This window comes from Variovorax sp. OV700 (genome assembly GCF_900099805.1).
Taxonomy (GTDB): Bacteria; Pseudomonadota; Gammaproteobacteria; order Burkholderiales; family Burkholderiaceae_C; genus Variovorax.
This window is the reverse complement of sequence record NZ_FNDR01000001.1, coordinates 706,023-729,625: the sequence shown is the minus strand read 5'-3', so window position 1 is coordinate 729,625 and position 23,603 is coordinate 706,023. Positions and strand designations below refer to the sequence as shown.

The following is a 23,603-nucleotide window of genomic DNA, read 5'->3' as shown; positions in this document are numbered from 1 at the left end:
ATGCGTCTCGAACACTTCATGGCGGCGCACGCCCTGCGCACGCCGGCGAAGCCGGCCGTGGTTGTGGGCGCGCAGCGCCTCAGCTACGGTGAGCTGCTGTCGAGTTCGCGCTCGCTGGCCGCCGGGCTGCGGCGCGCCGGCGTGGTCCAGGGCGATCGCATCGTCGTGTACCTGCCCAACTGCGTTGAGTTCGTGCAGATCATGTACGCGGCCTTCTCGGTCGGCGCTACGGTGATTCCGGTCAACACCCGCAATACGCCGCGCGAACTGGTGTACTTTGCGCAGGACAGCCAGGCCCGCGTGCTGGTCTTCCATGCCGAGAGCGCCGAGGCGATCGAGGCGCTGTCGGCCGAGTTCGCGGGCATCCGCCGCGTGGCAGTGGGCGGCGAAGTGGCCGGCGCGGAGTCGTTCGAGACACTTCGGACCCACTCCGACGAGCGCCTGCCCGAGCTCGCGCTGTCTCCTGACGACGCGATGATCCTGTACACCTCGGGCACCACCGGCAAACCCAAGGGCGCGATCCTCACGCACGCCAACTTCGTGATCGGCAACGCATTCGTGAACGTAGTGGAGTGGGGTGTCACGGCGGACGACGTGTTCCTGGTGACCACGCCGCTGGCGCACCGCACGGGCCTGGCACGGCTCATGAACTCGATGTGCCTGGGTGCCAAGCTGGTGGTGATGGAGCGTTTCGACGCTCAGGCCGCGGTCGAGATCATCGAGCGCGAGCAGGTCAGCGCCGCGGGCATGGTGCCCACCGTGGCCCGCATGCTGATGCCGGTGCTCGAAAAGGAGGCCGCGCGCTGCGCCAGCCTGCGCCACATCATCGTCACCGGCGAGGCATTTCCGGTCGAGCTCAAGCGCCGCATGATCGGCTACCTGCCGCAGGCGCGGCTGCATTCGTTCTTCGCGATGACCGAGGTCGGATCGGTCACGGTGCTCGACCACGAGGAGCAGTTCACCCACCCCGCGTCGGTGGGGCGCGTCACGCCGGGCGTGCAGGTCAAACTCGTGGACGACAAGGGCCAGCAGGTGTCGGTGGAAGACGTGGGCGAGATCCTCGTGCGCTCGGGCGAGGCCGGGCGTTTCACCACCATGAAGGGCTACTTCGGGCGCCCCGATGCCACCGCCGCCACCATCGTCGACGGCTGGGTCCACACCGGCGACATGGGCCGCTTTGACGTCGACGGCTACCTCTACATCGTCGACCGCAAGAAGGACATGGTGCTCAGCGGCGGCTTCAACATCTACACCAAGGAAGTCGAGCAGGTGCTGGTCGAGCACGCCGACGTGGCCGATGCGGCCGTCGTGGGCGTGCCCGACGAGATCTTCGGCGAGGCGGTGACCGCGTTCGTCGAGAGGCATCCAGGCCGCACGCTGAGCGTGCAGGCGCTGCAGGAGCACGCGAAGTCTCGCATTGCCAGCTACAAGAAGCCCAAGCATGTGTTCTTTGTCGACGCGCTGCCGCGCAACGGCGTGGGCAAGGTACTCAAAGCCGAACTGCGCGAGATGGCGCTTGCGCGCCTGGCGCGGCCTGTGGCATGAGCGGCACTGCAGTGGTCTGGGACACGCAGGCCGCGCACTGGATCGGCGGCCGATGGTTGCCTTCGGGCCCCGCCTTCTCATCGACCAATCCGGCAGACGCATCGCTGGTTGGTCATGCGCCGGACGGCGGCCCGGCGGAGGCGCAGGCCGCGATCGATGCGGCTCGCCACACCTTTGACACCACGCACTGGCGCCACAGCCCGCGCCTGCGCGCGCAGGTGTTGCTGGACATGGCGACGCGTCTCCAGGCCGATGCCGCATCGTTGGCGCTGCTGCTGACGCTAGAAAACGGCAAGGTGCTGCGCGAGTCGGCCGGCGAGGTCGAGGGCGCCGCTTCGGAGTTGCGCTACTACGCGGGCATGGCCCGCAGCGCGGCCGGCCGCGTGGTCGAGCCGGCACCAGGCGTGCGCTCGCTCATCACGCATGAAGCTGCGGGCGTGGTGGCGATCATCGTGCCGTGGAACGCGCCCCTGATCCTCTTCGTGCGCTCGCTCGCGCCGGCCCTGGCGGCCGGCTGCACGGTGGTTGTCAAGGCGGCGCCGCAGGCCGCGCTCTTCATGCACCGCGTGGCGCAGCGCATGGCCGAGACCGAGGGGCTGCCGCCTGGCACAGTCAACATCGTGCACGAGGCGGGCAGCACCGTGGCGCAGGCTTTCGTCGCCTCGCCGGGCGTCGACGTCCTGAGCTACACCGGCAGCACCGCCGTGGGCAAGGCCATCATGGCGGCGGCCGCGCCGCAGCTCAAGCGCCTGTCGCTGGAGCTTGGCGGCAAGGCCCCCTGCGTGGTGTGCGAGGATGCCGACCTGGGCCTCGCGGTGCGCGAGATCCTCGCGGCCGGCACCATCCTGTCGGGTCAGCAGTGCACCGCTGCCAGCCGGGTGCTGGTGCACCGTAGGCTGTATGCCGATTTTCGCGACGCGATGGCGTCGGCCATGCGCATGCTGCGTGTGGGCCCGGGCCGCCTCGCCGAGAACGCCATGGGCGCGGTGATCGACCTGGCGAACCGCGATCGCATCCTGCGCCTGGTCGACGAACTGGGCGAGCAGCACCGCGTGGTGGTGCGCGGGGCGCCCGTGCCGGGCCTTCCTATGCACGGTGCCTTCGTGTCGCCCACGCTGGTGGAAGTCGACGACCCGCAAACGCCGGCCGTCCAGGACGAGCACTTCGCGCCATTGATGACATTGGAGGTCTTCGACGACGACCGTGGCGCGGTCGCGCTGGCCAATGCCACGCGCTTCGGGCTGGGCGCGAGCGTGTGGTCGCGCGACAGCGCGCGCGCACAGCGCATCGCGCGCGAGATCCGCTGCGGCACCGTATGGATCAATGCGCACAACAAGCTCTTCGCGGAAGCGGAGGTCGGTGGCTACAAGGAAAGCGGATTCGGCCGGCTTCACGGCGCCGAAGGCATGCACGACTTTCTTGAAATCAAACACGTCTACCAGGAGATCGGCAGCCTCTGAGGCCGCCGCCATTGCCAAGATGCTCAGACCCGAATCGGCCGCCGACGCGGCCTTCCGCAACGAGGTACGCGACTGGCTCGCGACCCACGCGCCCGACGCGCTGCGTCACCGGACCTTCCGGCCGCTGCCGGTCGAGGGCATGCCCTGGTACCGCGCGCTGTCGCAGCGCGGCTGGATTGCGCCGCATTGGCCGCGCACGCATGGCGGCATGGGTGCCAGCGCGGTGCAGCAGGTGATCCTCATGGAGGAAATGGCGCGCGCGGGCACGCCCGACTTTCCGACGCAGGGCCTGAACCACATCGGCCCGCTACTCATTGCGCGCGGCACGCCGGCACAGCAGCAGCGCCACCTGCCGGCCATTCTTTCAGGCGACGCGATTTGGTGCCAGGGCTATTCGGAGCCGGGCTCGGGCTCGGACCTGTCGAGCCTGCGCACCCGCGCCGAGGTGCGCGGCGGCGCGGACGGAGACCGGCTCGTCATCAACGGCCACAAGATATGGACCACCTGGGGCCACCATGCCGACTGGATGTTCGCGCTGGTCCGCACCACCAGTGCCGGCAAGCCGCAACACGGCATCACCTTCGTGCTGATCGACATGAAGACGCCGGGCATCCGGCGCCGGCCGATCCGGACCATCGCGGGCGACCACGAGTTTGCCGAAGTGTTCTTCGACGAGGTGGCAGTGCCGCTGGACAACGTCGTCGGCGAGATCGACAAGGGCTGGCAGGTGGCCACCGCAGTGCTGAGCGAGGAGCGGTTGCGCATTGGCTCGCCGGCCCAGGCGCTGCGCGCGCTGGAGCGCCTGCGCATGATGCTGCGCGCCACGCCTGCGGACCGCTTGCCGCCCAGCGTGCACGAGGCCGCCGCACTGGCCGAGGCGGAGGTTGAGACGCTCATCGCCGCCTACCTCGAAGCGGCCGAAGCCGCCGAACAGGGCATCGCGGCTGACAGTTCCTACCTGAAACTGCTGGCCACGGACACCGTGCACCAGCTGCTCGACCTCGTGCAGCGCGTGGCGGGACCTGCCGCCGCGTTGCGAGACCCGGTTCGCCGGGGTGACGACCTGCTCGATGCCACCGAGATGTTCCTGCAGGCACGCCGCCTGGGCATTTACGGCGGGAGCAGCGAAGTGCAGCGCAACATCATCGCGACGCGGGTGCTCGGCCTGCCGGTCGCCGGAGCCAAGTCATGAACGCCGAACACAGCGCGTCCCTGCGCATGATTGCCGAGAGCGCGGCGGACGCCGCTGCCTCGTTCGGTGGCCCGGCACGGGCACGCCGGGTGCACGAAGGCGGACCGGCGTGGGAGCCTGCCACGTGGAAAGCGCTCGCCCAACTCGGCTGGCTCGCGATCGCGGTGCCCGAATCGGCGGGTGGCCTGCAGCTGGGCGCGCCGGCGCTGTGCGTGGTCGCCGAAGAAGGCGGTCGCGCGTTGCTGGCACCGCCGCTCACGATGGGCATGGCCGCCGCTGCGGTGCTGGCCGAGGCGGGCGAGGTCGCGGTGCCGACGTTGCAGGCGCTGATCGAGGGCTTGGCGCACGTCGTGCTGGTGGATGCCGCCGAGTCCGCTGACGCCACCGTCGCGGCGCATTTGGTACCCGATGGCGATGCGGCCGCCCACTGGCTGGTGGCTTGCGGCCTGGGGCACGAGTTCAGTGCGCGGCTGCTGGACCCCGGCGCACCTGGTGTTGCGCTTACCGTGCGCCACGCCGTGGATGGCAGCCGCTTGGCCGATCTGCACGTCGGCCGCGCCACCTGGAACGATGCGCCACAGGTGCTGTCGGGCATCGCGGGCGAGGCCGCTTGGCGGCACGGCCGGCACCTCGCGTGGCTCGGCGATGCTGCCTACCTCTGCGGGCTGATGGACGCGGCCCTTGCCCTCGCGCTCGACTACCTGCGTCTGCGCCGCCAGTTCGGCGTGCCGATCGGCAGCTTTCAGGCGCTGCAGCACCGTGCCGCAGCCTGCCATGTCGACGTGACCGCCACGCGCGCGCTGGTGCACGAGGCAGCGCGCGCGACCAGCACCGGCAAGGAAGGCTGGGCTGCCGCGGCCGCCGTGCATCGCGCCGGCACCGCGGCGCTGCGCGTGACCAAGGAGGTGGTGCAGTTCCATGGCGCGATCGGCTTTGCCGACGAGCACGACGCCGGCCTGTACCTGCGCCGCGCCATGACCATCGGCGCGCGCCATGCGGGCACGGCGCTGGCGGCGTTGCAAAGCCGCTGAGACACCCAAGAACAACGAGGAGACAACCGAAGTGAGCTACCCGACGATCGTTTTCTCAGGACGCACCTTCACCGCCGAATGGATGGAGGCCGAGGTCGAGCGCCTGTGCGCCGGCCTGGAGGCGGCCGGCGTGGCGCACGGCCAGACCGTGGCCATGATGATGCGCAACTGCCCGGCCTACGCGGCGCTGATCCTGGCGTGCCGCCGCGCAGGCGTCTATTACGTCTCGCTCAACTGGCACTGCAAGCCGCCCGAGGCGGCCTACATGCTCGAGGACAGCGGCGCCGCGATGCTTTTCGTGCACGACGACCTGCTCGCGCAAGTTGTGGCCGGGGTGCCGACCGGCGTGTCCATCGTCGCCGTGCCGGCCAACGAAGAAAGCCCGCAGCCCGATGCCAGCGGTCGCGCCGGGCGCTGGATCGAATTCGGCGTCGGCGTGCCGCCGATGGCAGCGCGCCCGCGCCTGCACTTCGGTTCGGTGCAATACACATCGGGCACTACCGGCAAGCCGAAGGGCGTGCGACGGCTGGCGCTTGCGCCGCAGGAGCGCGATGCGCTGGAACTGGAATCGCGCCGAATCGGCCGCATCGCCTCGGGCATGGCGACGGGCGTGACCGCGATGCTGTGCGCGCCCATCTATCACAGCGCCTCCACCATGTACCTGGTACAGGCTTGCGACGCTGGTGCCAAGCTGATCCTGGAGCCCACCTTCGACGCGCTGCGCACGCTCGAACTGATCGAGCGGCACGCCGTCACGCACGCCTACCTGGTGCCCACCATGTACCGCCGGCTGCTCGCGCTGGGCGATGCGCAGCGCGCGCGCTTCAGCGTGGCCACGCTGCGCCACGTCACCTCCACCGGCTCGCCCTGCGCGCCCGATGTCAAGCGCCGCATGATCGACTGGTTCGGCCCCGTTATCACCGAGGCCTACGGCGCCAGCGAGACCGGCTACGTCACCTTCATCGATTCGCCCACCTGGCTGGCCCATCCCGGCTCGGTCGGCCAGGCGCTCGGCTCGGCGCGGCTGCGCATCGTCGATGACGAAGGCTGCGAGCTGCCCCCGGGGCAGATCGGCGCCATCTACGTGCGCCAGCCGGCGCTGCCCGATTTCACCTACGTGAACAACCAGGCGGCGCGCGACGCGATGGAGCGCGACGGCCTGGTCGCGCTTGGCGACGTGGGCTACCTGGACGAGCAGGGCTTTCTCTACATCTGCGACCGGCGCAACGACATGATCATCTCGGGTGGCGTGAACATCTACCCGGCCGAGGTCGAGTCGGTGCTGCAGGGCTTGGCGGGAGTGGCCGACTGCGCGGTGTTCGGCATTCCCGACGAGGAGTTCGGCGAGAGCGTGGCTGCGGCGGTGCAGCTGCGCCCCGGCGCGCAACTCGATGCGGCCAGCATCCAGCACTTTCTGCGCGCGCACATCGCCAACTTCAAGGTGCCGCGCGTGATCGAGTTCCATGCACAGCTGCCGCGCGAGGACACCGGAAAGATCTTCAAGCGCCTGCTGCGCGAGCCGTACTGGCGCGAGCAGAACCGCCGGATCTGAAACCTCCTTTGGCCGATGCGCGCCCTGCACGAACGCGCACCTTCGGCATGCCCGTCCAACCGATTCCAGGAGTCTTCGCATGGCGCTTCCACAGGTTCTTTCACAACGGCTTCGGCTGCCGCTGATCGCCTCGCCGCTGTTCATCATCTCGACGCCCGAACTCGTCATCGCGCAATGCAAGGCGGGCATCGTCGGATCGTTCCCGGCGCTCAACGCACGACCCAAGGAAGAACTCGCGAACTGGCTGCAGCGTATCACCGACGCGCTTGCGGTGCACGACCGCGCGCATCCTGAGCGGCCCAGCGCACCCTTTGCCGTGAACCAGATCGTGCACCGCTCGAACGACCGGCTGCAGCACGACCTGGAGGTGTGCGCGCGCTTCAAGGTGCCGATCGTCATCACCTCACTGGGCGCGCGGCCCGAAGTGAACGACGCCATCCACGCCTATGGCGGCATCGTGCTGCACGACGTCATCGACAACGCGTTCGCGCGCAAGGCGATCGAGAAGGGCGCCGATGGGCTGATTGCCGTGGCGGCGGGCGCGGGGGGGCATGCGGGCACGCAGTCGCCCTTTGCACTGGTGCAGGAAATACGGCAATGGTTCGACGGCCCGCTCGTGCTGTCGGGGGCCATCGCCAGCGGCCGTTCGATCCTGGCGGCGCGCGCGATGGGCGCCGACCTGGCCTACATGGGCTCGGCCTTCATCGCCACCGAGGAGGCCAACGCCGCGGCCGCCTACAAGCAGATGATCGTCGACAGCGCGGCGCGCGACGTGGTGCACACCAGCCTTTTCACCGGCGTTCATGGAAACTACCTGCGTCCCTCGATCGTCGCGGCCGGACTTGACCCCGACAACCTGGCTGGCGGAGACCCCAGCAGCATGAATGTCGGCTCGGGCCGCATGAAGCCCAAGGCTTGGAAGGACGTCTGGGGCTGCGGCCAGGGTATCGGCGCCATCGACCGTGTGGTGCCGGCCGCCGTACTGGTCGACCGGCTGGCCGCGGAATACGACGCAGCGCTCGGCCAGATGCTGGGCCGTCAGGCCATCGCCACCTGAGCCGCATCCATCGAATCAACAGCAGGAGACAAAAAAATGAAGACCAATACTTTCTGGACGCGGGCCGCGTTGCGGGCTGCCTTGTGCGTCGCCGCCGCGGTATCGCTGCAGGCGGTGGCCTGGGCGCAGGGCGCCCCCGCCACCCCCGGTGCCTCCACGCTGACCAAGCCCGCGCGCATCGTCGTCACCGTGCCGCCCGGCGGCGGCATCGATACCATCGCGCGCCGGCTGGCGACCCGCATGGCGCCTGTGCTTGGCCAGCCCGTGATCGTGGAGAACCGGCCCGGTGCCTCGGGCGTACTCGGCGTGGACAACATCGTGCGCTCCGCGCCCGACGGCAGCTCGCTCATCCTGGCGGCGGGCTCCACCATCACCGTGCTGCCGCACCTGATGAAGAAGCTGCCGTACGACGCGACCAGGGACCTCACGCCGATCGCGCAGATCGGCGTCACGCCGCTGGTGATGCTGGTCAACTCCGACAATCCGGCCAAGACCGTGGCCGAGTTCGTGGCTGCGGCCAAGAACAGCCCGAACACCATGAGCTACGGCTCCTACGGCAACGGATCGCTCGGCCACCTGATCGGCGAGGCCTTCAAGCACGCCTCGGGCATGACCATGGTCCATGTGCCCTACAAAGGCTGCGCGTCAGCCATCAACGACCTGATCGGGGGACAGCTGAGCGCGGTTGTGTGCGATGTTGGGTCGGCCGCCGCCTTCCTGCCGCCCGGGAGCCGCCTGCGCGGGCTGGCCATCACCGGCACGCACCGCGTGGCGTCGTTCCCGACCATCCCGACCTTCCCCGAAGCCGGATATCCGACGCTCGGTCCGCTGGTTGGGTGGCTCGGCATCTTCGGGCCCGCGAACATGCCCAAGCCGCTCGTCGCGGCGCTGGTGAAGGATTTCGCGGACGTGATGAAAACCGACGACATGCGCACAGCACTCGCGCAGATCGGCTACGACATCGGCGACCCCTCGGCGGCCAATTTTGCAAAGACGGTGCAGCAGGATGGCGTGGTCTGGGGCCAGCTGATCCGCAGCATCGGCGGCATCACGCTCGAATAGTTAAAGAGAAGGCAACCATGCGCGAAGCAGTCATCGTTTCCACCGCCCGCACGCCGCTGGCCAAGTCCTTCCGCGGCGAGTTCAACATCACGCCCGGCCCTGAGCTCGCTGCGCATGCGGTGCGCGCCGCCGTGGACCGCGCGGGCATCGACCCGGAACGCATCGAAGACCTGATCCTGGGCTGCGGTTTTCCCGAAGGTACCACCGGCCGTAACGTCGCGCGGCAGGCGGCCTTGCGCGCCGGTTTTCCGGTGGGCGTCGGCGGTGCCACCATCAACCGCTATTGCGCTTCGGGGCTGCAGGCCATTGCGATGGCGGCGGGCAGCATCGTGGTGGACGGCATGTCGGTCGTCGTGGCCGGCGGGGTCGAAAGCATCTCGCGCATTGCGCCGCGCGGTCCGGGGCCCGGCGATGCTGATCCGTGGCTGCTCGCGCAGCAGCCCGGACTTTTCATCTCGATGATCGAGACGGCCGACATCGTGGCCGCACGCTACGGCATCACGCGCGAGGCGCAAGACCGCTTTGCGACCCAGAGTCAGCAAAAAACCGAGGCCGCACAGCGCGCGGGCCGATACCGCGAGGAGATCGTCGCTGTCACCGCCACCATGGCCGTGCAGGACAAGGCCACCGGCGCGGTGTCACACCGCGAGGCGACGATCGACGCGGACAACTGCAACAGGCACGGCACCACCTACGAGGCGCTGGCGCGGCTGCAGCCGGTGAATGGGCCCGAGCGCTTCGTCACCGCGGGCAATGCCTCGCAGATGTCCGACGGCGCGGCCGCCTGCGTACTGATGGAAGCGCGCGATGCCGAGCGCGCCGGCTTCGCGCCGCTGGGGGCCTTTCGCGGCCTGGCCGTGGCGGGCTGCGAGCCCGACGAGATGGGCATCGGGCCGGTGTTCGCGGTGCCCAAGCTGCTGGCGCGCCACGGTCTCACGGTCGACGACATCGACCTGTGGGAACTGAATGAGGCCTTCGCCTCGCAGTCGCTCTATTGCCAGCAGCGCCTGGGCATTCCGGACGAGCGCTTGAACGTCGACGGCGGCGCCATCTCCATCGGCCATCCCTACGGCGTGACTGGTGCGCGCCTTGCAGGTCACGTGCTCATCGAAGGGCGCCGCCGCGGTGCGCGCTATGCGGTGGTCACGATGTGCGTCTCTGGCGGCATGGGCGTGGCCGGCCTGTTCGAGATTTTTCGCTAGACCCGCATGAACCTGAACTTCACACCTGAAGAAGAGGCCTTCCGCGCGGAAGTCCGCGCTTTCCTGGCCGAGCGCCTGCCACCGGCGCTGCGCCGGCGGGTGGCCGAGGGCCGCACGCTTCGCAAGGACGAGATGCAGCAGTGGCATGCCATCCTGCAATCGCGTGGCTGGCTCGCGGGGCACTGGCCGCGCGAGCACGGCGGAGCCGGCTGGAATGCGGTGCAACGCTTCATCTTCGAATACGAATGCGCGCTGGCAGACGCGCCGCGTATCGTGCCTTTCGGGCTCCTCATGCTCGGACCAGTGCTGATTCGCTACGGCACCGAGGCGCAACAGCGCCACTGGCTGCCGCGCATCCTCGATGGCTCGGACTGGTGGTGCCAGGGCTACTCGGAACCCGGCGCGGGCTCCGACCTGGCGGCGCTGAAGACGTCGGCGGTGCGCGGGCACGATGCAGCGGGCGCGCACTACATCGTCAACGGCCAGAAAACCTGGACCACGCTCGCGCAGCACGCCGACATGATCTTCTGCCTCGTGCGGACTTCCAAGGACGCGCGCCGTCAGCAGGGCATCAGCTTCCTGCTGATCGACATGCGCTCGCCGGGCGTCGAGGTGCGGCCCATCGTCACGCTGGACGGCGAGCACGAGGTGAACGAGGTCTTCTTCACCGACGTGCGAGTGCCGGCGCACAACCTCGTCGGCGAAGAGAACGATGGCTGGACCTGCGCCAAATACCTGCTCACGCACGAACGCAACGCGGGCATAGGCTTCTCGGTCGCTGCCTTGCGGCGACTGAAGACCGTGGCGGCCAAGGTCACGAGCGGCGGCCAGCCGCTGGACCGCGACCCGGCCTTCGCGGCGCGCATGGCGCGCGTGGAGATCGACCTCGAAAACCTCAAGACGACCAACCTGCGCGTGACGGCCGCTGTGGCCAACGGCGGGAGCCCGGGCGTGGAAAGCTCGGCGCTGAAGCTGCTCGGCAGCGAGATCCGCCAGGAACTCGCCGCGCTCGTGCGCCGCGCGGTCGGCCTGCATGCACTGCCGCACCTCGGCGATGCCGAAGCCTTGGCCGGCGCGCCCGCCGAATCGGTGAGCGCGGCCGCGCAGTACCTGAACAACCGCAAGCTCTCGATCTTCGGGGGCTCTAACGAGATCCAGCGCAACATCATCGCCAAGACGGTGCTGGGGCTATGAAGGACGCCGCATGAACTTCGAACCGACCGACGAACGGCGCATGCTGGACGATGCGCTGCGACGCCTGCTGTCGCAGCACTACGACTTCGCGCAGCGCCAGCGCATTGCGCAATCGGGCGAGGGGCACAGCATGGAAATGTGGCGGCATCTCGTCGATCTGGGGGCGCTCGGGGCGCTCTTCGCCGAGGCCGACGGTGGCCTGGGCGGCAGCGGCTTCGACATCGCACTGGTGTTCGAGGCGCTGGGCGGCGCGATGGTGCTGGAGCCCTTGCTCGCTGCGCTGATGGCCGCTGCGGTGCTGGCCGAAGCGAAAACGGATGTGCAGCGTGCGCTGCGGCGCGACATCGTGGCCGGCAGCACGCTGGCCGTTCTTGCGCACGCCGATCCCGAGGCCCGCTACGAGGCTTCGCACGTGACGACGCGTGCGCGGCCGACCGATGGTGGCTGGCAGCTCGACGGCCTGAAATGCGTGGTGCGCCATGCGGAGCAGGCCGACTTTTTCATCGTTTCGGCCCGCTCATCGGGCTGCGGCGACGACCCCACGGGCATCAGCCTGTTCGTGCTGCCCGCCGCAACTCCGGGCATCACGCTGCGCGGCTACCCCCTGGCCGATGGTGGCCGGGGCGCGGATATCGCGTTGGAAGGCGTGCATCTGCCGGCCGATGCGCTGGTCGGCACCGAAGGCCAAGCCTTTGCGACCATCGAAGGCGCCGTGGGCGCCGGCGTGCTGGCGCTGAGCGCACAGGCATTGGGCGCGATGGAGTCCGCCAAGCAACTCACGCTCGACTACCTGCGCACCCGTAAGCAGTTTGGACAGCCGATCGGCAGCAACCAGGCGCTGCAACACCGCATGGTGGATCTGTGGCTGGGTATCGAGCAGGCGCGCTCAGCCGTCATCAACGCGGCCAACGCGCTGCAATCGGCCGACCGCGCCACGCGCGAGCGAGCGCTGTCGGCCGCCAAGGCGACCACCGGCCGCGTCGGAACGCGCGTGGCCGAGGAGTGCATCCAGATGCATGGCGGCATCGGTATGACCTGGGAGCTGCCGCTGTCTCACCTGGCCAAGGGCCTGGTGCTGACCAATCACATGCTGGGCGACGAAGACCATCACCTGGCGCGCTACATATTGCTCGGCCGCGCGTGAGGGCTGCGCCTTGGCGCGTGCGCTAGGCTGCGGCCATGTCCTACGACCGATTTTTCGAGCTTAGCGTCTTCATCCGCGCGGTTGAGCGGCAGCTTCTCGGCCGCCCGGCCGGCAGCTGGACCTAGTCGCATCAGCGGTCAACAAGTCGACTTCGCGCCGTTCCGCGCAGGCCTGGTGGCTGTGCTGGCCAGCACGAATGCCGAGAAAGATGGTCATGCGAACTTGTCTCCGTCTTTCTTGCGATTCTGCAACGCACGCCGGTGGATGGCATGCCGTGGCTACCCGGCAAATCGTACGGAGACGACGCGTTTTGCCCAATCCATCCTTTGGAATCACGAGGATGACAATCTTTCACGGGTGCGGGCGTGGGAACGCGTCGCGGTTCTTGAATCGGATGCCCCGCTTCGGCGCAAGGCACGGTCGGCGCACGACCTCAAGGCCTCGGCCTTTACGCGGGCGCGCCCAAGTGCCGCAACAGCGCGGCGTCAAATGCCGCAGGTTGGTCGATATTGGGCAGGTGCCCCGCCTGCGCAATGACTTCGAGGACGGAGCCCGCGATGCGCCGCTGTATCTCGGTCATCGCTTGCGGCAGCACCCCGTCGTTCGCGCCGACGATCAGTGTGGTGGGCAACGCGATCTCCGACACCCGGGCCAGGAAGTCCAGTCCCTGGATCGCGCGCGCGCATCCGACGAATCCGTCCACCGATGTCGACGCAGCGACTTGGAGCAAGCGCTGCGCGGTGTCGGGGTGGGCATCGAGAAAGTCGCGGCCGAACCAGCGTTCGAGGGTGGGCCGCGCGAGCGCCGCGCAGCCTTCGCGCTCGGCGATGGCGATGCGCTCGTTCCAGGGTGCGGACGCCTCCGGTGGGGTGTCGGCACGCGCATCGCAGAGGCACAGGCTCGCCAGCCTGTCGGAATGCGCGAGCGCCAGGCCGAAGCCGCTCATGCCACCCAACGAAAGTCCGACGTAGTGCGCCTTCGCGATGCCGAGTGCATTGAGCACCGCGACGGTGTCGGCCACCAGATGCTGCATGGAGGAGGGCGCCTGGTGGGCCACGGAGCCGCCATGGCCGCGCGTGTCCGCGCATACCACGTGCCAGCCGCGCGAGGCCAGCAGCTGCGCCTGCGTGGACCACATGGCGCTGCTTGAGAGGATGGAGTGCGCCATGTACACGACGGGCGCGCGGGCGTCGCCGTGGCAATGCACCTGGATGCTGCCGGCCCCGGAGGGGAGGGCGATGGTCTGCGTGGTGATTTGCATGGGAGAAATCGTGGGCACTTGAAAAAAATGGGATCAGTAGCCGGCGAAGAACTCGATCGCCACCTGTTCGGGCGGCACGCCGCAGGCATCGAGGCAGTCCTGCATGGCCGCGACCATGGCGGTGGGGCCGACGATGTAGTAGCGGCAGGCCTGCCAGTCGGGCACTTCCTGCTGGATGAGCGCGGCATCGATCATGCCGGCGTGCCAGACGTGTGCGTCCTGGCCGCGCGATGGCGGCGGCGCGCCTTCGTCCTCGGCAATCACGTGCAGAACGCGCAGCCGCGGCAGGTCGGCGCACAGCTGCGCGAACTCGCTACGCCAGGCTGCGAGCGCGTGCGTGCGGTTGCCGTAGAGCAGTGTGACCGGCGGCACTGCCTTGCCGCTGGCGGCCTGGTGCTGCAGGTGGCGCAGCATGCTGTAAAACGGCGTGATGCCGATGCCGCCGGCGAGCATCACAAGGGGTTGGTGCGGGTCTTCAGGCAACACGAAATCGCCCATGGCCGGACTCAGGCTCACGAGGGCGCCGTCGGCACCGAGGGCGCATTGCGAGAAGTGGCGCTTGAATGCCGTATCGCGCATGCGCATCGCAACCATGAGGTGCGGATCATGGGGGGCGCTGGCGATCGACAGCATGCGCTCGCCGTCGTCCGAGCCGTCCTCCGGCGCATCGAAATCCGGCAGCTGGAGGCTGACGAACTGGCCCGCCTCGAAGTCGAAGCCGGCAGGGCGCTCCAGGAAGAAAGCCAGCGTGTCCGTGGCGATGGGGGTGCGCGCCAGCACGCGCACAAGGAAATTGTCGGGGTCCGTCATGGGATAGATGCTCGATGTTGTCGGCGCGGTGAAGGTGCGTCGGTGCCTGAATGGGAATTACCAGGAGACGCTGACGTCCCCGTTCACGAAGGTCTGGCACGCCATGCGAAAGCCTTGTTCGAAATCCGCTTCCGAAAGGTGCTTGCGCTCCTTCTGCTTGACCGCGTCGGTGTACTCGAGGCCGCTCTCGATGCGGCATTTGCAGGTGCCGCACAAGCCGCCGCCGCACTTGAAAGGAATGCCGCCTTGCCCGCGCAGCGACACGCGCAGCAGGTTGCTGTTTTCCGGCGCGGTCAGCACCTTGTTGGCATTGGTGATGAAGGTGACGCTGATCATGCGCGGCCGGCCTCCTGCGCGTCGACATGCACGAGGCGCACGTCCAGATGGCCGAAGTTGACCAACTGCGCGAGCTCCTCGCGCGCGGCTTCGAGCGTGTCGAACCGCGGAAGAAATTTGGAGGGAACGAGGTTGCGCGTGGGCGGGTCGCCCTCGTCCACGATCGCGACCTTCACCGGCCGTTCAAGCTCGGCAATGACGAAACGCGCGCGCCGCTGGCCGTAGAAGAAGTAATCGTGGCTCTCGACGGGGTGAAGGCCGTCGCACAGCTCCGTGCGGAACTGGCCGTCCTTGTTCGTGAGGATGACGTATGCGTTTGGCATGTGTGTATTGAAGAGAGTGTCAGGCGAGCGCTGTCTCGTCCTGGCTCAATTCGATGTCGTGGTGGATCCAGAGCTGGCAGGCAAGCCGGAAGCCCGCGTCGAGCTGGTCGCCCAGCTGCTTCTGCTCTTTCCAGTTGGGCGCGGCCAGGTGTTCGCCGCCATGCAGCACCTTGCACATGCACTTGGAGCACTTGCCCATGCCGCAGCCGTAGTTGAGGTGCGGAAAAGGAAATTGCTTGATGCCGGCGCGTACGACAAGGTTGGTGTTCGGCCGCACCTCGCCCTCGAAGCACTGGCCGTCTTTCCTGATCACAACTTTGGGCATGAGCACTTGTTCCATGGTTCCCGGTGGAGGGGCGAATCGGCCATGGTCCTCCCAGGCCGGATGCTTGGTGGCTAATGTCCAAGCGAAGCCGCTGCCGCGTCAAACAACATCACGACTGCCAATGAAAGGGATCAATAAAATTGATATGAATTGCGGTTTTGCATCGCGCATACGTAGGATCACGCCATCCCCTCCAGGGGCCTTGTGCCGCGCGCCTCGCAGCTGCCGCGGACCGTGTTCATACCAACGAAGGAACAACCCATGACGGCATTGATGAGCAAAGAAGACTTCCGCCACGCGCTGGAGGAAACGGTGCGCGGAAAGAGCGCTAACAAATCGCCCTTCAGCATGGCCTGGGCCGCGGGTCGGCTGTCGCGCAAGCACCTGGCGCGCTGGGCCGAGAACCACTACCACTACGTGGGCCCGTTCGCGGACTATCTGGGCTTCATCTACTCGCGCACGCCGGCGCACCTGATCGAAGTTAAGGACTTCATGCTGGCGAACATGTACGAGGAGGAGATCGGCGGTGACCGCCACACCGACCTGCTGATCCGCTTTGCCGAAGCCTGCGGTTCGTCGCGTGCTCGCGTGACCGACCCCGACAACATGCTGCCCTCCACACGCGGCCTGCAAAGCTGGTGCTATTCGATGTCGATGCGCGAGAACCCGATCATCGCGGTGGCCGGCATCGTCGTGGGACTCGAATCGCAGGTGCCGTCCATCTACCGCAAGCAGGCGCCCACGCTGCGCGAGCAGTACAAGTTCACGGACGAAGAGGTCGAATTCTTCGATCTGCACATCGTGTCCGATGAGATCCACGGCGAGCGCGGCTACCAGATCGTGGTCGAACATGCCGACACGCCCGAACTCCAGGCAGCCTGCCTGAAGGCCTGCGAAGTGGGTGCGCAGATGCGGCTGCTGTACACCGCGGAGCTTTTCCGCGAGTACGTCGAGAAAGACTTGGCGCAGGAAGCGCTCGCGCTGGCCGACTGAGCGGCCAATGCGCTGCGGGCTTAGCCGATGTGCCGCTGCCCGATTAGAGAGCCGGGCGTTCGACGAGCGCCCGCGCGTTCCCCGATGAAGGAGACAAACCATGCCGGTATCACGCCGCGGCGCCACCGCCGCCTTGCTCGGCAGCGCGTTCGCGCCCGCGCTCTGGGCGCAGTCCGATGCGGCCGGTGGCTATCCGGTCAAGCCGCTGCGCATCGTGGTGCCGTACCCCGCGGGCGGCTTCAACGACACGCTGGGGCGCATTGTCGGCGTGCACCTCACCGCGGCGTGGAAGCAGTCTGCCGTGGTCGACAACAAGCCCGGTGCCGGCACGGCCATCGGCACGCAGGCCGTGGCCACGTCGCTGCCGGACGGCTACACACTGCTGGTAGTGCAGTTTCCGTTTGCGGCCAACCCGTGGCTCTACAAGCTCCCTTACGACAGCGACAAGGCCTTCGACCCGGTGATCCTGGCGGGGCGATCGCCGATGGTGCTGGTCGCTCACGCGGGAAGTCCCTATCGGAGCGCGGCCGACGTGCTGGTGGCCGCCAAGGCGAAGCCCGGCGCCATCAACTACGGCACCTCGGGCCCGGGTTCATCGAACCACTTGGCCATGGTGCTGTTCGAGAACCTGGCTGGCATCCGCATGGACCAGATTCCCTACAAGGGCAGCACGCCGATGTTGACTGACTTGGCCGGTGGCCAGGTGGCGGTGGCGATGGACCTCCTGCCCAACGCGCTGCCGTTCATCCAGTCCGGCAAGGTGCGCCCGTTGGCCATTGCCGGCGCGCAGCGTTCGCCGCTGATGCCGGAGATTCCCACTGCAGCGGAGGCCGGCGTCGCGGGCTACGAGGTGTCGTCCTGGCACGGCATCGTGGTGCCCGCAGGAACACCGAAGCCGGTGGTCGACAAGCTCAATCGCGAAATGAACAGCATTCTCGAAATGGCCGACGTCAGGAAAATCTTCGCCCAGCAGGGCGTGGTGCCCGACGGCGGCACGCCCGCCCAATTCCACCGCTTCATCGAAAGCCAGAAGTCGCTGTGGAAGCGCGTTATTCAACAAAACCACATCACCGCAGCATGACCATCCAACAAGACGCTCTCAACCTCATCGACGGTCGCTGGCAGCCAGCGGCTTACGACGCATGGGGCGAGCGCAACGACCCGTCCGATGGCACCCCGCTCGGGCGCCACGCCGCATCGCAGCGCAGTGACGCCGAAGCCGCCGTGGCCGCCGCGCGCCGCGCGTTCGAGCAGCCACAGTGGGCGCACGACCCGCGGCTGCGCCAGATGGTGATGTTGCGCTGGGCCGATCGCCTGGAAGCTCAAGCCGAAGTCCTGGCCGTACTGCTCACGCGCGAGAACGGCAAAGTGCTGGCGCAGTCGCGCGGCGAGATCGCCGGTGCCGTGTCGGAGATCCGCTACTACGCAGGCTTGACGCGCTACATGCCGGGCCATGTGTTCGAGGTGGAGCCTGGTGCGTATTCCACGTTGCTGAAAGAGCCCGCCGGTGTGGCCGGCATCATCGTGCCGTGGAATGCGCCGGTGGTGCTGCTGATTCGCTCGCTGACCCCCGCGCTGGCAGCGGGCTGTACTGCGGTGATCAAGCCGGCGCCCCAGACGGCGTTGATCACCGCGCGGGTGATAGAGGCGCTGCATACCTGCGAGGGTCTGCCGCCCGGCGTGGTCAATCTGGTGAGCGAAGACGGTCATGCGGTCGCGCAGTACCTGACCGAGAGCGCGCAGGTGGATGTGCTGAGCTTCACAGGCTCCAACGCCACCGGTCAGCGCATCATGGCTGCGGCGGCGCCCACCATGAAGAAGCTGTCCCTGGAGTTGGGCGGCAAGTCGGCCTGCCTGGTGTTCGAGGATGCCGACGTCGAGAAGACGGCCGGTGCGATTGCCATGGCTGCGACCATCATCAGCGGCCAGCAGTGCACAGCAGCGCGGCGCGTGCTCGTCCATGCACACCACTACAGTGCCATGCAAAAGGCGCTGACCGAAGCACTGGCTGCGCAGCGCGTGGGACCGGGGCTGACGCCGGGTGCGCAGATCGGCCCGCTGATCGACGCGCACGCCGCCCAACAAGTTAGCCAGCGCATCGACGACGCGCTGGAGGCGGCCGATGCGGTGCTGCTGCGCGGGCGGCGCGACGTAAACTTCGTCCACCCTTCCCTCGTCGCGCATCGTGATACGCATGCCTTCTTCGTGCAAGAGGAAATCTTCGGCCCGCTGCTGGTACTGGAACGCTTCGAGGACGAACGCGAGGCCATCGCCCGCGCCAACCACTCGGAGTACGGCTTGTCGGCCAGCGTCTGGACGCGCGACGGCGCGCGTGCCATGCGGGTGGCGCGCGCATTGCGCAACGGTACGGTCTGGATCAACGACCACAACAAGCTCTTCGCAGAAGCCGAGACGGGTGGCTATCGGCGCAGCGGGGTTGGCCGGCTGCATGGGTACGATGCGCTGATCGACTTCCAGGAGATCAAGCACATCTATCAGCAGGTCGGCACGGCCTGAGCCCGCATCGCAGCGTGCCACCCGCCTTCTACAATTGCCCTCCCTTGCGAGCCCGGTCAGCGGGGCAATTTCCAAGAAGGCCATCGTGGACCTGAGGCAAATCCAGTACTTCCTTGCGCTGTTCGAAGACGGCTCGATGACGCAGGCCGCCAAGCGGCTGGACGTCGTCCAGCCGACGCTGAGCATGCAGATCGCGAAGCTGGAGGAAGAGCTGGGGCAGCCCTTGTTCGAGCGCAAACGCCGAGGCATGTCGCCCACCGCGCACGGACGCCTGATGTACCGGCTGTTTCTGCCGATCGTGCGCAACATCGACAATGCGCGCGAGCAACTTGCGCAGCGCAGCGAGGCCGTGACCGGCCACGTCTCGCTGGGGCTCATTTCCTCGGTGGCCGAGAGCGTGCTGGCCGACGCGCTGTCGCGGTTCAACGAAGCCTATCCGCATGTGGAGGTCACGGTATCCGTCGGCTACAGTGCCATGCTGATCGATTGGGTAACGAGCGGACAACTCGACGTCGCGATCATCAATGAGCCGCGGGCCAAGCTGTCGCTGGCCACGGAATCGCTCGCCGAGGAAGACATGCTGCTCGTAACGAGCGTGCAACACGGCCCGCGCCTGCCTGCCAATGTGCGCCTTGCGCGACTGGCCGAACTCGGTCTGGACCTGATCCTGCCCACGCGCCGTCACGGGCTGCGCGGCGTGTTGGAAGCGGCGGCTCGACAAGAGGGCATTGTGCTTGCACCCAAATTCGAGGTAGACGTGCTGAGCACCATCGTGCGGCTCGTCGAGGAAACGCGCTTCGCGACCATCCTGCCGCGCATCGTGGTGCAGCGCGCGGTCAACGAGGGCACACTGGCCGTATGCCCGATTCTCTCGCCGCGCATCGTGCGCCATGTGGTTCGCGTCAGTGACCGGCGCAAGCCTCTGAGCGCTGCAACGCATGCGCTCGTGGACCTTGTGGCGGACGAGATTCGAAGGATACTGAGCGTCGGCAAGGCGAACAAATAGAGGTTCAATGCTTGGCGGCGCGGCAAGCCCATCAGCTTCAAACGCGTCGGCGTGTAGACGCAGCGCCGCACGACGATCCTCAGAATCGACTACCGCACCCCGGCCGATCTTCCAGACGACGAGTGCGCAGGCATCTGAGTTGTAATGCCCCCAACTACACGAGTCCGGGCCGTGTGACCGTTGTCGCGCTGCAGGAGGGTGAGGAACTGGTGGCGGTTCGGCCGGCGACGCGGTCAGCGGCAGCGGTCCGAACCAGCGGATCCACGTGTTGTGAAACCCGCGCGCGTGGGTCTGAAGACGAACCTGGCCATCACCACGAATCGGCGCACCTACCTGCTTGAGCTGTCCTCGACGCCGCAGGCCTGGATGGCGTCTGTGTCCTGGGATTATCCGAAGGACCTGATGCTGGCGTTGCAGAAGCAGGCGAGGGAGGCGCAAGTAGCGGCCCCGGTGGATTGCGCCAAAGCCCATTTTTTTCTTGCAGAAGCGCGGCATGCGCACGAGCTGCTCGACGGCGGAAGCACGCTCGGAAAAATCGTGCTGCTGCCTCGCAGCGTGAAACTTCTTCGTTGACATGCCGCTTTGTATCCAAAGTGATGTCCTATTTGCTTTTTTTGGAACGCGAACGCATCGTTCTTCTGATCTGCGAGACCAGGGGACAAAAAGAGGCTGGGACACGCGGTACAGATGCCCAAGCGTGAGTTCGCCGGTGGGCGTAGGACGCCAACCGTTCAGTCTAGGCGAACAGCGTTAGAGAACAGTGGGACCGGGCTTAGCCCAACAGAACTTCGGCAAGATCGACCTGCTGCTCCTCTTCCTCGCGAAGATTGAGGGAGCGCTCTATGTGGTGTAAGTGTTCGACCGCCAGCGCAACAGCAGCAGCATCGTCGCCGCTTTCGATGGCATCGAGCAGAAGTACATGCTCATGGTCGAGGCAAGCGGCACCTGTCGGTACCTCGTAGGTGAGGATCGCGAGGCAGGTGAGTGGGGTCAGCTCGCGCATCATGCGAGTAAGAATGCTGCTGCCTGAAAGCTGAGCGAGCATGACGTGAAATTCCCCGGACAAGCGCACGGCTGCACGTCGGTCGCCGGAAACGTGTGCTTGTTTCTCCCGCTTGACTATGCTGCGCAGCTCCTTCAGCGCTCCGGCCGCTTTGCCATCGCGGATTTTTTGGATCAGCCGGGTAACGATTGCCGGTTCGAGGGTTCGCCGAACTGCAAGCACGTCGCGCGCCTCCTCCACGGTCGGCCGAGTGACGAACGCTCCGCGGTTGGGAACCAGGGTCACGAGCTGTTCTACCGCTAGGCGCTGCAGGACACCCCGTACCTGGGTGCGGCTCACTGAGAACAGTTCGGCGACGCGCTCTTCGGCAAGCTTGGTGCCGGGAGCCAGTCGATGTTCGACGATTGCGTCGTAGATGCGTTCGTAGATGTCCGCTTTCGATGCGCTTTGCTTGGTGACGGACTCGGTAAGGGTGCTGGAGGATGTTGTCGCCATGACGCTGGGTTGGAATTCGGGCACTAATATAAGCAAACTGCCTGCCCGACAATTGTTAGAGCTTAAAGAGGCTACCCCAGCCCTTGACACGGCGGGTATCCACGCCTGCGATACGTAGCGATTTCCAGACGGCGGTCGCCACGGTGTCGTAGACCGGCAGGCCAAGCGATTCCTCCAATGCCGGCACCAGAGGCGCGGCTCGCAGGTTGGTACAGAAGGTGGTGAGACATTCAGGCTCCCCTGAGGCGGCTGCCTGGCGGGCCATGCTTTCGATCTGACCCGCCGTGACCTCAGAGAACTCAAAGTTGACGCTGAGGCCGAGATGCCGTTCAGTAGTGCATGCGAACGCTGACCTCCGATAATTTTCCACGATGAGCTGCTGCACATCCGACAGGTAGGGTGAAAGCAGACCGAAGCGGGTGTGGCCCGCCAACCGCATGGCCTCGTTAAGCGCCAGCACGGAGGTGCAGGCCGGAATTCCGGTTTCATGCGTGATGCGTGCGCACAAGGCCTCGTCCCGTTCGAAGCCAAGCCACCCCGACGAGGTGCCGTTCCACGCAATGACGTCCACACGGGCATCCGCCAGCAGGCGGGCGGCCTCCAAAATAGGCGTCTCGTCAAACTGGCCCAAGGCCTGGTCGCGCAGCGAAATTTCCGTCACTCGGAACCGCGCGAAATGCGCCGACACCTCCGACAGGCCTGCAAGCATGGCCGATGTGATGGGCTCGAGTGCCGTGTTGGATGACGGCGTGAGCATTCCAAGTAGCACGCGCTTGGGTTCTGCCTCAATGCTCACACTTTCACCTCGCGGTTGAATCGCTCGATGTACTCGCCACGGCGTGGATTGAGCTTGGCCCAATCGACACGGCTCATCTTCTCGATCTCCTCTACGGTCTTAGCGTATGCCTGAAGGCCAGGGCTGAGTACGGCCTTCTTGCTGACTGGTACAACGAAATACGGCTCTGCCGCCATCTTGGTCTGTACTTCCGGGCTGAGCGCGGCGTTGATATAAGCGGCGGCCAAGTCTGGGTTGCGGCTGTTCTTTACGATGTGCATCGAGCTCTTGATGTGGATCCATCCCGTGTCGGGACGAGTTAGTGCGATGGGTACACCCTTGGCTTGCAGATCGCCGACGTTGTTGTTGTAGTGGACTGCGATGTCGATTTGTCCCTGCTGGAAAAGCGTCGCGAGCGCACCGGGGCTACTGGCGATGGCCCCTACGTTGGGCAGCAGCTTTTTCACAAATTGGAAAGCCGGCTCCATGTTCTCTTCGCTTCCGCCGTTGAGTCGGGCGATCTCGACCATCCAGGCTGACACTAGGGTCGAACCCATGCTGGCGAGGCCGATTCGGCCTTTGAATTCCGGTTTCAACAGGTCACTCCAGGACTTGGGCGGCGTCTTGATCTTGTCCGTGTTGTAGGCAATTCCGATAATCTGACCTGAGACGAACACACCAAGGCCGCGCGGGTCGACAAGCCGTGAAGGCACTTCCGCCAGGTTCGGCACCTTGTCGACAGGTATCTTCTCGAAGATGTCCTGCGACAGCGCGGCGAGGTAGGGGCCCTCGTCCAGCATGATCACGTCAAAGGGAGGGTTCGCCTTGGAAGCAATTACCTTTGAAAGCGTATCAAGGGGCTGTGAGGCGACAAGGCTTACCGATCCGCCCGTCGCGCGCGAAAAAGCTGGCAGAAGGATGCTGCGATGGGCCGCCTCCCACGCCCCCGGGGGGGTGGTCGATGCAATGTTTTTGCCCTGCGCATGCGCAATGCACAACGGGGCTGCGAGGTAGGCCGCGCCGAGCCCTGCACTTCTCAGGAGGCTGCGGCGGGAGAGGAGAGAGGGGTGCATTGAGAATCCTTTTGACAAGAGTAGATCGGCAACTGTGTCTCCAAAGGCGCAAAGTTTGTGCCAGGCTCGTATCCAATTAATCTCGGACCTGCGCCACCCATCCGCCCCATTTTGGTACATCAAGGTCAGTTATTGTGCACATAAACACCATTGTGGTGTATCCAGCTCTATGCTAACTTGTGTGCAATACAGAGTGCACTTGTATTTTCTGGCATGAATCTTGAGTCACTCTTCGAAAGCCGCGACC

At 66.4% G+C, this 23,603-nt stretch carries 22 protein-coding genes and 1 pseudogene; 15 read left to right on the top strand and 8 right to left on the bottom strand.

What is annotated here, in order from left to right:
• The 10 genes from BLR24_RS03385 to BLR24_RS03340 all read left to right on the top strand — a co-directional run bounded on the left by BLR24_RS03385 (position 1) and on the right by BLR24_RS03340 (position 12,439).
• Positions 1–1,545, top strand: coding sequence for a class I adenylate-forming enzyme family protein (locus tag BLR24_RS03385; protein ID WP_093012537.1), 1,545 nt, complete (start codon positions 1–3; stop codon positions 1,543–1,545).
• On the top strand, positions 1,542–3,005 hold the full coding sequence (locus tag BLR24_RS03380; protein ID WP_093012534.1) for an aldehyde dehydrogenase family protein: 1,464 nt from the start codon (positions 1,542–1,544) through the stop codon (positions 3,003–3,005). The genes BLR24_RS03385 and BLR24_RS03380 overlap by 4 nt, the downstream gene beginning before the upstream one ends.
• A 19-nt stretch (positions 3,006–3,024) precedes the next feature.
• Positions 3,025–4,197, top strand: a complete 1,173-nt coding sequence (locus BLR24_RS03375) for an acyl-CoA dehydrogenase family protein (RefSeq protein ID WP_093012531.1) — start codon at positions 3,025–3,027, stop codon at positions 4,195–4,197.
• On the top strand, positions 4,194–5,228 hold the full coding sequence (locus BLR24_RS03370; RefSeq protein WP_093012528.1) for an acyl-CoA dehydrogenase family protein: 1,035 nt from the start codon (positions 4,194–4,196) through the stop codon (positions 5,226–5,228). Before BLR24_RS03375 ends, BLR24_RS03370 begins: the two co-directional genes overlap by 4 nt.
• A 31-nt stretch (positions 5,229–5,259) precedes the next feature.
• Positions 5,260–6,780: an AMP-binding protein gene (locus BLR24_RS03365; RefSeq protein ID WP_175543157.1), complete on the top strand. Its 1,521-nt coding sequence runs from the start codon at positions 5,260–5,262 to the stop codon at positions 6,778–6,780.
• Between the two features lie 79 nt (positions 6,781–6,859).
• Positions 6,860–7,837 carry an NAD(P)H-dependent flavin oxidoreductase gene (locus tag BLR24_RS03360; RefSeq protein WP_093012522.1) on the top strand — a complete coding sequence of 326 codons (978 nt, stop codon included), beginning with the start codon at positions 6,860–6,862 and terminating at the stop codon, positions 7,835–7,837.
• Between the two features lie 36 nt (positions 7,838–7,873).
• Positions 7,874–8,899, top strand: a complete 1,026-nt coding sequence (locus BLR24_RS03355; RefSeq protein WP_093012519.1) for a Bug family tripartite tricarboxylate transporter substrate binding protein — start codon at positions 7,874–7,876, stop codon at positions 8,897–8,899.
• Between the two features lie 17 nt (positions 8,900–8,916).
• Entirely contained in the window at positions 8,917–10,101 is a 1,185-nt protein-coding gene (locus tag BLR24_RS03350) for an acetyl-CoA C-acyltransferase (protein ID WP_093012516.1), read from the top strand.
• Positions 10,102–10,107: 6 nt separating this feature from the next.
• Positions 10,108–11,295: an acyl-CoA dehydrogenase family protein gene (locus BLR24_RS03345; RefSeq protein ID WP_093012513.1), complete on the top strand. Its 1,188-nt coding sequence runs from the start codon at positions 10,108–10,110 to the stop codon at positions 11,293–11,295.
• Positions 11,296–11,305: 10 nt separating this feature from the next.
• Complete coding sequence (locus BLR24_RS03340) at positions 11,306–12,439, top strand: acyl-CoA dehydrogenase family protein (RefSeq protein ID WP_093012510.1); 1,134 nt, start codon at positions 11,306–11,308, stop codon at positions 12,437–12,439.
• Between the two features lie 448 nt (positions 12,440–12,887).
• On the opposite strand, the gene BLR24_RS03335 is transcribed toward BLR24_RS03340, so the two are convergent.
• The 5 genes from BLR24_RS03335 to BLR24_RS03315 are packed head-to-tail and all read right to left on the bottom strand — an operon-like array spanning position 12,888 to position 15,494.
• Positions 12,888–13,700, bottom strand: coding sequence for an alpha/beta fold hydrolase (locus tag BLR24_RS03335; RefSeq protein WP_093012507.1), 813 nt, complete (start codon positions 13,698–13,700; stop codon positions 12,888–12,890).
• Between the two features lie 33 nt (positions 13,701–13,733).
• Complete coding sequence (locus tag BLR24_RS03330) at positions 13,734–14,510, bottom strand: ferredoxin--NADP reductase (protein ID WP_093012504.1); 777 nt, start codon at positions 14,508–14,510, stop codon at positions 13,734–13,736.
• 57 nt (positions 14,511–14,567) lie between these two features.
• On the bottom strand, positions 14,568–14,846 hold the full coding sequence (locus tag BLR24_RS03325) for a 2Fe-2S iron-sulfur cluster-binding protein (protein WP_093012501.1): 279 nt from the start codon (positions 14,844–14,846) through the stop codon (positions 14,568–14,570).
• Entirely contained in the window at positions 14,843–15,169 is a 327-nt protein-coding gene (locus BLR24_RS03320; protein ID WP_093012498.1) for a ferredoxin, read from the bottom strand. The genes BLR24_RS03325 and BLR24_RS03320 overlap by 4 nt, the downstream gene beginning before the upstream one ends.
• Before the next feature lie 19 nt (positions 15,170–15,188).
• Positions 15,189–15,494 (bottom strand): 2Fe-2S iron-sulfur cluster-binding protein, encoded by a 306-nt coding sequence (locus BLR24_RS03315; protein ID WP_093012827.1) that lies wholly within the window; start codon positions 15,492–15,494, stop codon positions 15,189–15,191.
• A gap of 261 nt (positions 15,495–15,755) precedes the next feature.
• Between BLR24_RS03315 and BLR24_RS03310 the strand changes: the two genes are divergently transcribed.
• From BLR24_RS03310 to BLR24_RS03290, 5 genes and pseudogenes are all read left to right on the top strand, one after another.
• Positions 15,756–16,487, top strand: coding sequence for an iron-containing redox enzyme family protein (locus tag BLR24_RS03310; RefSeq protein ID WP_093012495.1), 732 nt, complete (start codon positions 15,756–15,758; stop codon positions 16,485–16,487).
• A gap of 100 nt (positions 16,488–16,587) precedes the next feature.
• Positions 16,588–17,568, top strand: coding sequence for a Bug family tripartite tricarboxylate transporter substrate binding protein (locus BLR24_RS03305; protein WP_093012492.1), 981 nt, complete (start codon positions 16,588–16,590; stop codon positions 17,566–17,568).
• Positions 17,565–19,004, top strand: coding sequence for an aldehyde dehydrogenase family protein (locus tag BLR24_RS03300; RefSeq protein ID WP_093012489.1), 1,440 nt, complete (start codon positions 17,565–17,567; stop codon positions 19,002–19,004). Before BLR24_RS03305 ends, BLR24_RS03300 begins: the two co-directional genes overlap by 4 nt.
• A gap of 85 nt (positions 19,005–19,089) precedes the next feature.
• Complete coding sequence (locus BLR24_RS03295) at positions 19,090–20,010, top strand: LysR family transcriptional regulator (protein ID WP_093012824.1); 921 nt, start codon at positions 19,090–19,092, stop codon at positions 20,008–20,010.
• 155 nt (positions 20,011–20,165) lie between these two features.
• Positions 20,166–20,466 (top strand): annotated as a pseudogene (locus BLR24_RS03290) (TrbG/VirB9 family P-type conjugative transfer protein); the annotation flags it as partial.
• A 316-nt stretch (positions 20,467–20,782) separates the two neighbouring features.
• On the opposite strand, the gene BLR24_RS03285 reads toward BLR24_RS03290, so the two are convergent.
• Genes BLR24_RS03285 through BLR24_RS03275 form a run of 3 tightly spaced genes read right to left on the bottom strand, consistent with a single transcriptional unit; the run spans position 20,783 to position 23,356 of the window.
• The gene (locus BLR24_RS03285) at positions 20,783–21,508 is read right to left on the bottom strand and encodes a GntR family transcriptional regulator (RefSeq protein WP_093012486.1); all 726 of its coding nucleotides are present in this window, start codon (positions 21,506–21,508) and stop codon (positions 20,783–20,785) included.
• Positions 21,509–21,563: 55 nt separating this feature from the next.
• Positions 21,564–22,265, bottom strand: coding sequence for a maleate cis-trans isomerase family protein (locus BLR24_RS03280; protein ID WP_093012483.1), 702 nt, complete (start codon positions 22,263–22,265; stop codon positions 21,564–21,566).
• 35 nt (positions 22,266–22,300) lie between these two features.
• A complete protein-coding gene (locus tag BLR24_RS03275; RefSeq protein WP_175543156.1) occupies positions 22,301–23,356 on the bottom strand; it encodes an ABC transporter substrate-binding protein in 1,056 nt (351 codons plus the stop codon).
• Between the last annotated feature and the right edge of the window lie 247 nt (positions 23,357–23,603).

What these genes read in the sequence shown, in the direction of transcription:
- BLR24_RS03305 (WP_093012492.1), top strand. Translation starts at nt 16,588, where the DNA reads ATGCCGGTATCACGCCGCGGCGCCACCGCCGCCTTGCTCGGCAGCGCG.
- BLR24_RS03385 (WP_093012537.1), top strand. Translation starts at nt 1, where the DNA reads ATGCGTCTCGAACACTTCATGGCGGCGCACGCCCTGCGCACGCCGGCG.
- BLR24_RS03370 (WP_093012528.1), top strand. Translation starts at nt 4,194, where the DNA reads ATGAACGCCGAACACAGCGCGTCCCTGCGCATGATTGCCGAGAGCGCG.
- BLR24_RS03360 (WP_093012522.1), top strand. Translation starts at nt 6,860, where the DNA reads ATGGCGCTTCCACAGGTTCTTTCACAACGGCTTCGGCTGCCGCTGATC.
- BLR24_RS03330 (WP_093012504.1), bottom strand. Translation starts at nt 14,510, where the DNA reads ATGACGGACCCCGACAATTTCCTTGTGCGCGTGCTGGCGCGCACCCCC.
- BLR24_RS03320 (WP_093012498.1), bottom strand. Translation starts at nt 15,169, where the DNA reads ATGCCAAACGCATACGTCATCCTCACGAACAAGGACGGCCAGTTCCGC.
- BLR24_RS03310 (WP_093012495.1), top strand. Translation starts at nt 15,756, where the DNA reads ATGACGGCATTGATGAGCAAAGAAGACTTCCGCCACGCGCTGGAGGAA.
- BLR24_RS03350 (WP_093012516.1), top strand. Translation starts at nt 8,917, where the DNA reads ATGCGCGAAGCAGTCATCGTTTCCACCGCCCGCACGCCGCTGGCCAAG.
- BLR24_RS03325 (WP_093012501.1), bottom strand. Translation starts at nt 14,846, where the DNA reads ATGATCAGCGTCACCTTCATCACCAATGCCAACAAGGTGCTGACCGCG.
- BLR24_RS03335 (WP_093012507.1), bottom strand. Translation starts at nt 13,700, where the DNA reads ATGCAAATCACCACGCAGACCATCGCCCTCCCCTCCGGGGCCGGCAGC.
- BLR24_RS03285 (WP_093012486.1), bottom strand. Translation starts at nt 21,508, where the DNA reads ATGGCGACAACATCCTCCAGCACCCTTACCGAGTCCGTCACCAAGCAA.
- BLR24_RS03300 (WP_093012489.1), top strand. Translation starts at nt 17,565, where the DNA reads ATGACCATCCAACAAGACGCTCTCAACCTCATCGACGGTCGCTGGCAG.
- BLR24_RS03280 (WP_093012483.1), bottom strand. Translation starts at nt 22,265, where the DNA reads ATGCTCACGCCGTCATCCAACACGGCACTCGAGCCCATCACATCGGCC.
- BLR24_RS03315 (WP_093012827.1), bottom strand. Translation starts at nt 15,494, where the DNA reads ATGCCCAAAGTTGTGATCAGGAAAGACGGCCAGTGCTTCGAGGGCGAG.
- BLR24_RS03275 (WP_175543156.1), bottom strand. Translation starts at nt 23,356, where the DNA reads ATGCACCCCTCTCTCCTCTCCCGCCGCAGCCTCCTGAGAAGTGCAGGG.
- BLR24_RS03375 (WP_093012531.1), top strand. Translation starts at nt 3,025, where the DNA reads ATGCTCAGACCCGAATCGGCCGCCGACGCGGCCTTCCGCAACGAGGTA.
- BLR24_RS03380 (WP_093012534.1), top strand. Translation starts at nt 1,542, where the DNA reads ATGAGCGGCACTGCAGTGGTCTGGGACACGCAGGCCGCGCACTGGATC.
- BLR24_RS03355 (WP_093012519.1), top strand. Translation starts at nt 7,874, where the DNA reads ATGAAGACCAATACTTTCTGGACGCGGGCCGCGTTGCGGGCTGCCTTG.
- BLR24_RS03340 (WP_093012510.1), top strand. Translation starts at nt 11,306, where the DNA reads ATGAACTTCGAACCGACCGACGAACGGCGCATGCTGGACGATGCGCTG.
- BLR24_RS03345 (WP_093012513.1), top strand. Translation starts at nt 10,108, where the DNA reads ATGAACCTGAACTTCACACCTGAAGAAGAGGCCTTCCGCGCGGAAGTC.